The organism is Calyptranema fuscum S582 (assembly GCF_055793305.1).
The window spans coordinates 68,248-80,620 of sequence record NZ_JBSLYH010000018.1 but is presented as its reverse complement, the minus strand read 5'-3'; the positions used below and the strand labels follow the sequence as shown (position 1 = coordinate 80,620).

Annotated in this window: 10 protein-coding genes; 7 read left to right on the top strand and 3 right to left on the bottom strand. The window is 49.5% G+C overall.

The window, feature by feature from the left end:
- The first annotated feature begins 64 nt into the window (after nt 1-64).
- The 4 genes from ACR6Z4_RS14165 (at nt 65) to ACR6Z4_RS14150 (ending at nt 6,833) form a co-directional block, all read left to right on the top strand.
- Nucleotides 65-1,627, top strand: a complete 1,563-nt coding sequence (locus ACR6Z4_RS14165; RefSeq protein ID WP_479717936.1) for a protein kinase domain-containing protein — start codon at nt 65-67, stop codon at nt 1,625-1,627.
- A gap of 92 nt (nt 1,628-1,719) precedes the next feature.
- Nucleotides 1,720-3,147, top strand: a complete 1,428-nt coding sequence (locus ACR6Z4_RS14160; RefSeq protein ID WP_479717935.1) for an ABC transporter substrate-binding protein — start codon at nt 1,720-1,722, stop codon at nt 3,145-3,147.
- A 133-nt stretch (nt 3,148-3,280) separates the two neighbouring features.
- Nucleotides 3,281-4,690, top strand: coding sequence for an ABC transporter substrate-binding protein (locus tag ACR6Z4_RS14155; protein ID WP_479717934.1), 1,410 nt, complete (start codon nt 3,281-3,283; stop codon nt 4,688-4,690).
- A 241-nt stretch (nt 4,691-4,931) separates the two neighbouring features.
- The gene (locus ACR6Z4_RS14150) at nt 4,932-6,833 is read left to right on the top strand and encodes an alpha-amylase family glycosyl hydrolase (protein WP_479717933.1); all 1,902 of its coding nucleotides are present in this window, start codon (nt 4,932-4,934) and stop codon (nt 6,831-6,833) included.
- A 327-nt stretch (nt 6,834-7,160) separates the two neighbouring features.
- Here ACR6Z4_RS14150 and ACR6Z4_RS14145 read toward each other — a convergent pair whose 3' ends face one another.
- Complete coding sequence (locus ACR6Z4_RS14145; protein WP_479717932.1) at nt 7,161-7,856, bottom strand: Crp/Fnr family transcriptional regulator; 696 nt, start codon at nt 7,854-7,856, stop codon at nt 7,161-7,163.
- A gap of 341 nt (nt 7,857-8,197) precedes the next feature.
- Between ACR6Z4_RS14145 and ACR6Z4_RS14140 the strand changes: the two genes are divergently transcribed.
- The 3 genes from ACR6Z4_RS14140 to ACR6Z4_RS14130 are packed head-to-tail and all read left to right on the top strand — an operon-like array spanning nt 8,198 to nt 10,677.
- Entirely contained in the window at nt 8,198-9,211 is a 1,014-nt protein-coding gene (locus tag ACR6Z4_RS14140) for a DALR anticodon-binding domain-containing protein (RefSeq protein WP_479717931.1), read from the top strand.
- Between the two features lie 30 nt (nt 9,212-9,241).
- Nucleotides 9,242-10,372, top strand: a complete 1,131-nt coding sequence (locus ACR6Z4_RS14135; protein ID WP_479717930.1) for a WG repeat-containing protein — start codon at nt 9,242-9,244, stop codon at nt 10,370-10,372.
- On the top strand, nt 10,372-10,677 hold the full coding sequence (locus tag ACR6Z4_RS14130; protein ID WP_479717929.1) for a hypothetical protein: 306 nt from the start codon (nt 10,372-10,374) through the stop codon (nt 10,675-10,677). The genes ACR6Z4_RS14135 and ACR6Z4_RS14130 overlap by 1 nt, the downstream gene beginning before the upstream one ends.
- On the opposite strand, the gene ACR6Z4_RS14125 is transcribed toward ACR6Z4_RS14130, so the two are convergent.
- Both ACR6Z4_RS14125 and ACR6Z4_RS14120 read right to left on the bottom strand, forming a co-directional pair.
- Nucleotides 10,674-11,459: a TPM domain-containing protein gene (locus ACR6Z4_RS14125; RefSeq protein ID WP_479717928.1), complete on the bottom strand. Its 786-nt coding sequence runs from the start codon at nt 11,457-11,459 to the stop codon at nt 10,674-10,676. The genes ACR6Z4_RS14130 and ACR6Z4_RS14125 overlap by 4 nt on opposite strands.
- A 201-nt stretch (nt 11,460-11,660) precedes the next feature.
- Complete coding sequence (locus ACR6Z4_RS14120; RefSeq protein WP_479717927.1) at nt 11,661-12,239, bottom strand: hypothetical protein; 579 nt, start codon at nt 12,237-12,239, stop codon at nt 11,661-11,663.
- Nucleotides 12,240-12,373: the final 134 nt, after the last annotated feature.

Genomic DNA, 12,373 nt, shown 5'->3' with positions numbered 1-12,373 from the left:
TTAAAATCGATATAATCCTTGCTTACAATGCTAAAGGCTAATTGCTAAAGGCTAGGCGTTGCCTATGGAAGTTTACTGTACTCGCCCAGGATGCCCACGACCTGTTAATCATTTTTCAGATCTTGATAACAACGCCACACTGAAAACAGTGCAGCAGAAGTTTTGTACGACCTGTGGGATGCCATTGATTTTGATCGGGCGCTATTTGCCGATCAGTTTACTGGGCAAGGGTGGCTTTGGAGCAGCATTTTTGGCACGCGATCGCTACACCCCTGGGATGCGCCAATGTGTTGTCAAGCAGTTTCAGCCGTCTGGAGATTTAAGTCCGGCACAACTAAAAGTTGCTCAAGAGCTATTTGAGCGAGAGGGCGAAGTGCTGGAAATTTTGGGCAACCGCCATCCAGAAATCCCAGATTTGTTAGCATTTTTTGAACTCGATGTGCCCACAACCCTTCCAGGCAAAACAGAGCAATTTTTCTACCTCGCCCAGGAATTTATTGACGGGGAGAATATGGAAGAAGAATTGGCTCATAAAGGGCGATTATCAGAAGCCGAAGTGCTTGAGGTGTTGACTGCGATTCTAAAAATTCTCAAGTTTGTCCATGACAACGGCTCAATTCATCGGGATATCAAGCCGTCTAATATCATGCGCCACCGCGATGGACGGATTTATCTGTTGGATTTTGGTGCGGTGAAGCAGATTGCGTCTGGGGCAGCCGGTGGCAATAAAGGATCTACAGGCATCTATTCGATGGGGTTTGCGCCTCCTGAACAGATGGCGGGGAATGTGGTTTATCCCGCCACCGATCTATACGCTCTGGGGGTGACTGCTATCACCTTGCTGACGGGTAAGCAACCCAATGAGTTATATGACCCCTATATCAATGGTTGGAACTGGCGGGCATTTGCGCAGGTGAGCGATCGCCTGGAAGGGGTTTTAAACCGAATGCTGTTAGCCTCCCCTAGCCAGCGCTTTCAATCTGCTGACGAGACCCTGGAAGCCCTTAAATCTCCAGTTAAACCACCGCCGCCACCGCCATCGCCATCCCCACCGCCACCGCCACCGCCATCGCCATCGCCCAGTCGTACCTCTGGTAAGCGTAAAGCCACGGCATCTGGTGCGGCGGCAGCTGCCCAACCCCAACCGGCTACTCCGGTGCCCAGTCCCCAGCCGCAGACGCAACCGCCTCAGCCTCAACCGATCACCCCGAACCCGCAAGCTCCCAATTTTCAACCTGTTCCAGCGCAAGCCAATCGACCCTCTTTTTCTACTCTGGAGATTTTGAGTGGTGCTGTGTTTACCGGGTTTGAGGGTGGGTTGCTAGCGATCGCCCTGGTCAGTTTTTTAGGAACACTGCTGGGGTCTGGCTTTTGGTTGCTTGTGATGGGGGCGTTGGTGTTTGCTCAAACCCAGCGCTGGATTGAGAAAGTTGATTTGATCATCATTGCCATTCTGTCGTTGATTGCCGCGATCGCCATTCAAAGTTTCAAAGGCTTTGCTATTTTGCAGGCGATCGCCAGCCCCATTCCTGCCATTATTTTCGTGGCAGTTTTAACGGGGTTGATTGCGATCATCATCACCATTTTGTTTCAACTGATTTATAGAATTCTCTCCAGGTTTCTGTGAGTTACCGGGGGATGCTAAAAAGGAAGGGATACCGATGGGCGACGGGCAAAGCCCATCGCCCATCCCCATCTTTTATCGTTTAGGGTACTCCTATGTCTCAGAAGAACGATACACCCGTTCTGATTTTGGCTCTGTTGATTACACTTGGGCTATTGGGTGGAGGTGCCTGGTGGTTTTTTAATCACTTCAATGTCGGCAATGTAGTTCCCTCAGGGTCATCGACTGGAACCTCTGGCAATGGGGGTGGATCGTTTTCATCCAATCCTCAGACGCTGCAATCACGCTTGAGCAGTGGGGATAATGTATTGGTGACAGACGGAGCCTCAGCCCAAAAACAAGCGGGTGTGGAAGCCTTTGCCGCCGGTAATTTTGATCAGGCGGTTACCAATCTGCAAGCGGCGTTGCAGGCAAACCGCAATGATCCAGAAGCGCTGATTTATCTCAACAATGCTCGGATTGGCAATGCAACGTCCTATGCGATCGCCGTTCCAGTGCCGATTGCCAATTCCCTCAATCCGGCGTTAGAAATTTTGCGGGGGGTAGCGCAAGCCCAGGATGAAATTAATCGGGCAGGTGGCATTAATGGTGTGCCATTGAAAGTACTGATTGTTAGTGATGATAATGATCCAGACGTCTGTAAACAAGTTGCCGCTGAACTGGTTCGGGATGCATCTGTGCTGGGAGTGATTGGGCATTTTGGCAGTGAGGCAACGCTGGCAGCGGCACCAATTTATCAGCAGGGTAAGTTGGTGATGATTTCGCCTACCAGTACGTCGATTCAGCTTTCGGGTGTGGGCAACTATATCTTTCGCACGGTGCCCAGCGATCGCTTTACGGCTAATACCCTGGCTCGCTATATGCTCAGCACGTTGCAAAAGCAAACTGCTGCAATATTTTTCAATTCGCAGAGCAGCTATAGCCAATCGCTCAAAGATGAATTTACAACGGCTCTGTATGGTGAAGGGGGGCAGATTGCGTCAGAGTTTGATATCAGTAGCAGCAACTTTGATGCAAACGCGGCGATCGCCCAGGCAAAACAACAAAATGCTCAGGTCTTGATCTTAGTGTCGAATACGGAAACCCTGGATCAAGCTCTTCAAGTCGTTGCCGTCAATCGGGGAGAATTACCGTTGTTAGGGGGTGATAGTTTGTATAACCCCAAACTCCTTCAGGTCGGTGGTGAAGCTGCGTTAAACATGGTGGTTGCCGTACCCTGGATTTTCCTGTCTAATCCTCAATCTCCCTATGCCCAAGCCTCTCGTCAACTCTGGGGCGGTGATGTCAATTGGCGCAGTGCCATGACATACGATGCGACCCAGGCTTTAATTGCTGGGATCAAGCAAAATCCGAGCCGTGACGGTATTGAACAAGCCTTGCACGCGCCGACTTTTTCAGTGAATGGTGGGACGGGTGCGATTCGATTTTTGCCCACAGGCGATCGCAATCAGGCAATGCAATTGGTCGTCGTGCAACCCGGTAATCGGTCGGGTTCTGGCTATGACTTTGTTCCCGTCCGTTAAGGACAATGGGCAATAGGATTGAGCTGGAATGCAGCAGCAGAAATGGGAGAGTGAGATGATGGGATGGCGAGCTGCAATTCCTAAATAGGAAGGCTCACTTTAAAGTTCAAATTTGGAATGTTGGTATAGTCCTATGGCTCAGAAGAACGATACGCCCGTTCTAATTTTAGCCCTGTTGATTACGCTGGGGTTGCTTGGTGGGGGTGCCTGGTGGTTTTTGAGCCACTTCAATGTGGGCAATGTTATACCAACGGGGACGTCGAGCACGGGATCGTCTTCATCCAATTCTCAAACCCTACAATCTCGATTTAGTAGTGGGAATAGTTTACTCGTTAGCGATGGAGCCTCAGCCCAAAAACAGGCAGGGGTGCAAGCGATCGCGTCGAGCAATTTTGATCAGGCTGTCAGCAGTTTAGAAGCATCATTACAAGCGAACCGTAATGATCCAGAGGCGTTGATTTATCTGAATAATGCTCGGATTGGCAATGCCAAGGCTTATGCGATCGCTGTTTCAGTGCCGATTGCCAATTCCCTTAATTCGGCGTTAGAAATTTTGCGGGGGGTGGCGCAAGCCCAGGATGAAATTAATCGGGCAGGTGGCATTAATGGCGTGCCATTGAAAGTCGTCATTGTCAGTGATGATAATGATCCAGATGTCTGTAAACAGGTTGCTGCTGAACTGGTTCGGGATGCATCTGTGCTGGGTGTGATCGGGCATTTTGGCAGTGATGCCACATTGGCAGCGGCACCGATTTATCAGCAGGGCAGAGTGGTGATGATTTCGCCCACCAGTACGTCAATCCAACTGTCGGGTTTGGGCAGTTATGTCTTTCGTACGGTGCCCAGCGATCGCTTTACAGCCAATACCCTGGCTCGCTATATGCTCAACACGTTGCAACAACAAAATGCAGCGATTTTTTTCAATTCTCAAAGTAGCTATAGCCAATCGCTGAAAGACGAGCTGACGACTGCGTTATATGGCGAAGGGGGGCAGGTTGTTGCAGAATTTGATGTGGGCAGTGGCAGTTTTGATGCCAATGATGCGATCGCCCAGGCAACGCAGCAAAATGCTCAAGTTTTAGTCCTCGCGTCCAATACAGCAACGCTGGATCAGGCACTTCAGGTAGTTGCCGTCAATCGCAGACAGTTGCCTTTGTTAGGGGGCGATAGTTTGTATAATCCCAAACTCCTTCAGGTTGGGGGTGAAGCGGCGTCAGAAATGGTCGTGGCTGTACCCTGGATTTTTCTTTCCAATCCCCAAGCTCCGTTTGCGCAAGCTTCGCGGCAGATGTGGGGCGGCGATGTCAACTGGCGCAGTGCGATGGCATATGATGCGGCACAGGCGTTGATTGCAGGAATTCGACAAGCTCCCAATCGAGACGGTATTGAGCAAGCATTACACGCACCGGGGTTTTCTGTAAATGGGGCAACGGGAGCCATTAAATTTTTACCCTCCGGCGATCGCAACCAAGCAATGCAACTGGTGATTGTACAACCGGGGAGTCGCTCTGGCTTTGGCTATGATTTTGTCCCTGTCCGGTAGAACGGGTTAAGCGATCGCGCTTCGCACCTGAATAGAGGATGGTTGTGGTGGGAGTGCCGCGCTTCGCGCGGCACTCCCACCACATTTCGTGGCTAGATTAAGCCATGCCAAAAGATGCCTGGATATCCTGCAAATCCTTACCCTGTCTACATCCTTAGATAGATTTTGATTGACGCGACCTGAGGGATCGGAGTTTACTGACCTTAGCTTGATTATTTGGTTGCAAAATCATTTCAAACCTATGGGTAATACTGCAAAAATTAATCCGAAAGCGATCGCTGAAGTTGCGGCTATCTCCGATAACACTCGCGAAGAACGCGATGAAATTGAATCGATTTACATTACGGATATTGAATTTCGTCAGGAAACGATCTACTTCGTTGTGGTCGATCGCTTTTATGACGGTGATCCTGACAATAGTCAGGGACCCAACCCCGAACTCTATGATCCAGACCGACAGGAATGGGGTAAATATTGGGGGGGCGACCTGCAAGGCATTATTGATAAGCTAGATTACTTACAAAATATGGGCGTTTCTGCCCTTTGGCTGACGCCTCTATTCGAACAAGTTGAATACTTAATTTTCGAAAGTGCCGCTATTCACGGCTATTGGACAAAAGACTTTAAGCGCATCAATCCCCGATTCATCGCCAAAGATGACGATCCATCCCTGTTCCGGGCTCAAGAAACAGTTTTCGATCGCCTGATTGCCGCACTCCACGAACGGGGGATGAAGCTGATTTTAGATATTGTTTGCAACCACAGTAGCCCTGCCGGAGAAGCGGGTATAAAAGGTGAGTTATACGACGATGGTACGTTGATTGCCAGTTTTGACGATGATGTCAACCATTGGTATCACCATTATGGGGATGTTACCGATTGGGAAGATGAATGGCAGGTACAAAATTGCGAACTCGCCGGACTTGCCACCTTCAACGAAAATAATCCGAAGTATCGTCACTACATCCAATCTGCGATCAAACAATGGTTGGATCGAGGTGTGGATGCTTTGCGAGTCGATACGGTCAAGCATATGCCCATTTGGTTTTGGCAAGAATTTACCTCAGAAATTCGCACCCACAAACCGGATGTCTTTATTTTCGGCGAATGGATTTATAACCATCCCAGCGACGGGCGTTCGGTCAGTTTTGCTAACCGTTCCGGCATGAGCTTGCTCGATTTTGGGCTATGTATGGCACTCCGGTCTGCCTTAGGCAAGGATGAGGAAAGTGGATTTCACCTGGTTCAAACAGTTTTAGATCAAGATTATTGTTACGACGGGGTCAACGAACTTGTTACCTTTGTTGACAACCATGATATGCATCGGTTTCAGTCGCTCAATCCCGATCCAGAGCGGTTGCGATTGGCGATCGACTTGATTATGACATCGCGTGGCATTCCCTGTATCTACTACGGCACCGAGCAATATCTGCACAACGATACGAATGCCGACGACAATATCTACGGCAACAACGATCCATACAATCGCCCCATGATGGAGCAGTGGGATACGGATACCCCGCTCTATCGCGATATCCGTTTGCTATCGGGGCTGCGTCGTCTTAATCCTGCGGTTTCTCTGGGCAGTCAGCAGTCGTGCTATCTCACCCCCAATGTTTACTGCTATATCCGGCGATATCGAGACTCCCGTTGTTTTGTGGCGATGAATAAAGGGGAACCCATCACGTTAGACCCCATGCCGGTGGATCTGCCCGATGGTGAATACACCTGTGTGTTAACCCGTCGCAAGGTCGAGGTAACGGCTGGACAACTGCACGATTTAGCGCTGGGGATGAATGAAATCTTGGTGCTGAGTCGGGTCGGCAAGCGGGTTAAAAGCAAAGTTACGGTGCGGGCACAGGTGAATGGAGTTGCCACACAACTGGGTGAACGCATGGTGGTGATTGGCGACTGTCCGGAGCTGGGCAATTGGGATTTAGGCAAAGCCTATCCGTTGGAATATATCAATTCCAATACCTGGTTTGGGGAAATTGCATTTGAGGAAAGTGCCGGTAAAGCGATCGCCTATAAGTACGCCATCATTCGTGAAGGCACAACACCCCTGCGCGAAAATCTGACCTGTCGCCGTTGGGTACTGGCAGACGAAGGTACGATTAAATGGCGCGACACCTGGGCAGCATAAAGTCGTAGATTAAAAACAAAAGACAGCGGCACAACGTGCCGCTGTCTTTTGTTTTTGAATTTATAGCAGTACGCATTGGGGGTTAGGACGGGGTGCAGGGGTAAAACCCCTGCGTGGGGGCGAAGCCCCCACATTCCTGCTTAACAAAGTTAGGGGTAATGGGTTGAAGAGCGGTGCGTAGCACCGCTTTTTAACACATCACGTTTAATACATCACTCAGGCACCCAATCAAAAGTTTGCAGGGGGTGGAGGGGATAAAACCTCCAATCCCCCATGTTGCAAAAATTAGTGTTTGCACGACTCGACATCATGGGTCTAGATCACGTCTTAGCGCTGCTGGATTCTCTGAGACTCAGCAGGTAAGCATAATAAATTGTCATCGTAAGAACGAATCAGACCTCGCTGTCGCAGCTTACCCATGAGGCGAGTGACGGTAACACGGGTGGACCCGATCGCACTGCCGATTTGGGCATGGGTTAGCATCCAGGGCAAGTAATAGCCTTCATCGCAAGGTTCGCCAAATTCTTCGATCAACAGGGTCAGGAAACCTAGCAGCCGATCGATGGTGCGCCGTTGACCCAACGTACTGAGCCATAGCAGTTTACGCTGATGCTGATAGCGGAACGCATCTAGCACTTCCCGGCGGAAATGAGGCCAATTGTCGAGATCATGCCAATAAAGCCAGATCACAGAGGTTTGCTCAACATGAGCCACACTTTGCAGTGTAAAAGGAGATTGTGCCACGATTTCAAATGGCTGACCAGCGCCAACAAATCCTAAAAACGCTTCTTCCGAATTAATCCGGGGTAGGCGAGAAGAGTTGCCAGAGGTAGCGCTCACTTGCGCTTCACCAACCAACCGCACCGCACCTCGCTGAACGAGATAAAGTAACCCCGGGCGAGCCGGAATCTTCTCGTCTTTGCCAAATGTTCGGCAGCGATAGTGCTCCTGTGCCCAATCGATAATCCTTTGCCACGTCAGAAATGGGCGAGCCGTCTCAGATTGTGAAGATACGGAGTACATAGGCAGGAGTTGTGGGAATCAGGAGAGATTTCAATGCTCTAGACTGAAGTTTGTGCTGATAAGCCTAGCTCAACTCCTACAGACTTAATCACCTAGCAGGGTAGAACCAGCTTAACTTCACATCCATCTATAAGGGTAGGGGAAATTACGGAGATTGGATCACTAACTTCATAAGTGGATTCATCAGGCTTATCGTATATTCCCGATGCCACTTTAGATTTTGAACAAGAACCTCCACAATGACTTCAGGGACAAACCGCTAGATTAAATGAAAGCCAGGTTTTAGTAAAAGCTGAGCCAAGCTGAACTCAATAGACTGTGAAAGAGCGATTTATGTTGCCGTGAATTTAAGCTTTTCTGAAATCCTACCGTTTTCTCTTCAATTCCGTTTACGTCAGCAGCTACAAAGTATTATTGATTCTCGACAAAAAAATACATTTAGTACGAATTTTAAAGGCTTTTCTAACGTCAATCTGTCTAACATAGACAGATTGCAATCGCTGCGTCAGATTCCATTCAATAAAGTGAAAGAGGTTGAGAAGGTTTGGTACGTATCTGCGATCGCGTTTCAGCTTGCTCAGATTGATCCTCGAAATTCAATGGAAATTGCTGAAGAAATCGTCGCTGATTTAATTAAACCGATTAACCTTACCCCCGATGCATTGCATGATCAAGACGCCATAGTTGAGGGCGACAAAATTTGGCAGCGGCTGCAACAACAGTCGGTAGTTTGGGTTAAACCACCGGGATGGATCGGTTGGCAATTAACTCCTGGTGGTGTCGCAGAATGGCTGCAACTGTTAATTGATCATTGCTTTAGCGCAAGCGATCGCCCCTTGTTTAACCCGCTTTATCCTATGTTTAATCCAGAAAATCACCGTCTCAGTGATCCTACTAATTCTCTATTCTTAATTCAGCATAGCCATGCTCGTTGTTGTTCGCTACTTCGTTTAGCAGATCGTGAACATTTAATTACATTGGCTTTCAGCCCGGATAAAACAGAGCCAGAATCGATCAGCTACCAGATTGTGGCACCCCACCCTATTCCCTGGCTTACGGATCAGACCCATAGCCACCTCACCCATGCTACGGAACACGCATTAATTGCCCATTTAGTCTCAACCTTAGATGGTCTTTGCTTTTTGCCAGATGCAGCATCGGTGTGGAAGTTGGCGCATACTCTCAGCCAGAGCTTTCAACGCTTTTACGCAGCCTGTCCCATGTTTGGAGACCGGAGCACGACAGATCATCGGGCGATCGCCCAATCTCGCCTGGGATTAGTGTTGGCAACGCAACGGGTACTGCGGTTCATCCTGGAAGATGTCATCGGGCAACCTGCGCCTACAGAATTGTGAACCGGCAAATCTAGTAAAAGGCAAAATCGAATGAAATCAAAATACCGCCTTATTTTGAGCTGTTGCATTGCTGGATGGACGTTTGCGGGTGCTGTCGCGCTTTTGCCCCCAGCGATCGCCCAAGTGGAGCCAGGGGCAACCGTAGAGTCAGGGGCAACCGTGGAGCCAGAAGCAACCACCGTTGAACTGCTGTCTGTCAGCGATTCCCTATACCCCGTCTTGATAGAAGGGAAAGTTGGCTATATCAACGCTACAGGCACGATTGTAATACCTCCTCAATTTGAGGTAGGTTATCTGTTTTCTGAACCTGATGCATTGCCCAATGGCTTACGGTTAGCTGCCGTTCAAATCGATGACAAGTGGGGTTATATTGACCCAACCGGGGCGATCGCCATTGCTCCCCAATTTGATGGCGCGGGTCCCTTTTCAGAAGGACTGGCAGTGGTTGCAATGGACGGCAAAACGGGCTACATCGACCACACCGGAACGGTGGTCATTCCCATTCAGCTGGATCCGGTATGGGCAGCTTTGCTAGAAAATTTTTCAGAAGGGTTAGCGGTCGTTCGAGTTGGCGATCGCTATGGCTATATGAATCCGCAAGGAGACCTGGTGATCCCGGCGCAGTTTGCCGCAGCGGGACCGTTTTCAGAAGGCCTGGCTTGGGTGGTGGTGGATGATCACGTCGGCTACATCGACCCGACGGGAACGATGGTGATTGCGCCTCAGTTTGATCTGGCTCCCGTTTTACCGGCGGGCAGCTTTTCAGAAGGCTTGGCTTGGGTCGTAGTGGGTGATCAGGTTGGCTATATCGACAAAACCGGAGCATTTGCGATCGCGCCCCAATACAATATCATTGCCACCTCGGACTTTTCGGAAGGCTTAGCGGCGATCGTTCCCACTCCAGGATATTTGCATGGCTATATTGATACCACTGGGAGCCTGATCATCTCACCCCAATATGATCTGGCAGGCGATTTTCATCAAGGCTTAGCCCCGGTGGTGATCGGTGATCATGGCGGTTACATCGACCCTACAGGAGCGCTGGTGATCGAAACCGAATCGACTAATCTGAGTATCTTTGTCGATGGGGTGGCATGGATTACAGGTGGACAAGAAAGTGCCTATATCGATCGCACTGGGCGACGGATTTGGAGTCCATAATGCTAATTTTGAAAGGATTCACCATTATTGGGGCGATCGCCGTTCTGCTGGGTGCTATCGTTCTCATCCCCCAAACCCTGATGTATTTGCACAACCCTCCTGCTGAACTGGTTTCTATTACGGGGTTGCTTTTAGAAATTTATATGGCAGTGTTGGCGATCGCGGCAGCTCTCGAAACGTTGCTCTGGCTCTGGCTGGCATTTGCAGAAAATTCTCTGCGACGAGAAAGATTGATATTGATGGGTTGTTTTACTGCATTAACGGTCGTAGCACTCGGATTGTTTTTGAAATTGCGCTGGGGTTAAAAATCACCCCCACCCCCACCATCACCGCCACTACTGCCACCCCCAAAATCACCGCCACTACCACCGCCACCGCCATCGTAGTGATTATGCCCATAGTGGGTGTTTGTGCTGCGCCCCGTTCCCAGCCATCGCCATTTCTTGGAATTGAGCATCATCCCGCCAATCACTAGCATGATGAAGAAAGCTAGACTGCCCGTATCGGTTGAATTCCCTTGATTTTCCAAGGGTTGGCTAGCTTGTGTTGCAGCCGTTGGGGATGTTCCTAATGCCCTGACTAAAGCCTGGGTGCCCGCTAATGTGCCGGCATCAAAGTGATTTTGCTTGAACTGTGGAGTAATTTGATAGTCAATAATCTCGCTAACCGCCGCATTCGAGAGGATTGGCTCAATGCCATAGCCTGTTTCGATCTCAACCCGGCGATCGCCAATTGAAACCAGAAACAATACTCCATTATCTGATTCATCTTTGCCAATTCCCCAGGTGTTAAACAGTTCCGTTGCAAATGCCTTCGGTGACGCGGATGGAGCGGTTTCCGGCACTGTTACCACGGCAATTTCGGTGCCATTGTCGGCTTCTAACTGCGTGATCATCTGATTTAATTGGGCTTCCGTTTCATCGGTCAGAATCCCTGCCATATCCGTAACCCATCCACCGTGGGTTTGCCGGGGATTGGGAACGTCCTGTACTGTTAATGCAGACACGGGTAGGGAAATAAGAGCAACTGCTAAACCGATGGCTCCAGTGGTAGCCATCCATCCATGTTGAAATAGAGATGTGTTCATAGCTTTACAGCGCTTCGCGCCTAGATAGATTACGTTTGTTGAGGGAGCTGTGCGGAGCGCGGCTCTCTTTCAACACCTTGTATTTTCCGAAACTGAGAATGGCTATAACTACTGGTGGATAAGCGATCGCCGGTTATGAGTGCGATCGCATCAAAATCATCACGTTGAGCCACCTTGCTACTAACTGGGACAGGTCTGATCCTATTGCGGTAACTCTGTCAGGCATCCAGCGCGTTGAAACTGCTCGATCATGTCTGGATGATAGTCGGCGTAATAGCTGGACGTTGCCGGATTATCAAAAGGGCGAGGGTTGGCATATTCATATCGCCCTGCCCGATCCTCTGAAACAAAAGTACTGACTAAAAAGCCACTGTCTAAAACAAACGTTAGATTTGTGTCGGTGTAAATTTTGCCATCCACAACCCTGCCCAAATAGAGGTCAGTTTCATCTAAATAGCTATCGATAATGCAAACTTCACCCTGGGTTGGGGTGGGAAAAATTATTAGATTTTCTTCGATCGCTGCCCAATCTCCCAGAAATGGGGCGATCGCCCCATCTACGTCAGACCAATCCTGCACCAGGGCATCCCGTTGCTGACGCTCCAGGGGACTACGGCGATCGCTATAAAAGCCCGTTTCCATCAAGTTAGGAATATCTTGCCGCAGGTCTTGAACCAGTCCCTCAATCTCCATGTCCGTTGGATAGCGCTGAGATTGGGCGATCGCAGGTAGCGGTAGCCATAACACAGCCAGGGTCAGGAACAAAAACTGGGGACGCATCAGATCAACCTATTATCCGGGGCTAATCTTCTACTTCATGTCCAATTCTAGAAATTTCGCATGCACTGAGGATCATGGATTTAATAACCTGAAATTCTTGGGTACGGGCGCACTGCCGTGCGTCCCTACAGAAA

What these genes read in the sequence shown, in the direction of transcription:
- ACR6Z4_RS14165 (WP_479717936.1), top strand. Translation starts at nt 65, where the DNA reads ATGGAAGTTTACTGTACTCGCCCAGGATGCCCACGACCTGTTAATCAT.
- ACR6Z4_RS14160 (WP_479717935.1), top strand. Translation starts at nt 1,720, where the DNA reads ATGTCTCAGAAGAACGATACACCCGTTCTGATTTTGGCTCTGTTGATT.
- ACR6Z4_RS14155 (WP_479717934.1), top strand. Translation starts at nt 3,281, where the DNA reads ATGGCTCAGAAGAACGATACGCCCGTTCTAATTTTAGCCCTGTTGATT.
- ACR6Z4_RS14150 (WP_479717933.1), top strand. Translation starts at nt 4,932, where the DNA reads ATGGGTAATACTGCAAAAATTAATCCGAAAGCGATCGCTGAAGTTGCG.
- ACR6Z4_RS14145 (WP_479717932.1), bottom strand. Translation starts at nt 7,856, where the DNA reads ATGTACTCCGTATCTTCACAATCTGAGACGGCTCGCCCATTTCTGACG.
- ACR6Z4_RS14135 (WP_479717930.1), top strand. Translation starts at nt 9,242, where the DNA reads ATGAAATCAAAATACCGCCTTATTTTGAGCTGTTGCATTGCTGGATGG.
- ACR6Z4_RS14130 (WP_479717929.1), top strand. Translation starts at nt 10,372, where the DNA reads ATGCTAATTTTGAAAGGATTCACCATTATTGGGGCGATCGCCGTTCTG.
- ACR6Z4_RS14125 (WP_479717928.1), bottom strand. Translation starts at nt 11,459, where the DNA reads ATGAACACATCTCTATTTCAACATGGATGGATGGCTACCACTGGAGCC.
- ACR6Z4_RS14120 (WP_479717927.1), bottom strand. Translation starts at nt 12,239, where the DNA reads ATGCGTCCCCAGTTTTTGTTCCTGACCCTGGCTGTGTTATGGCTACCG.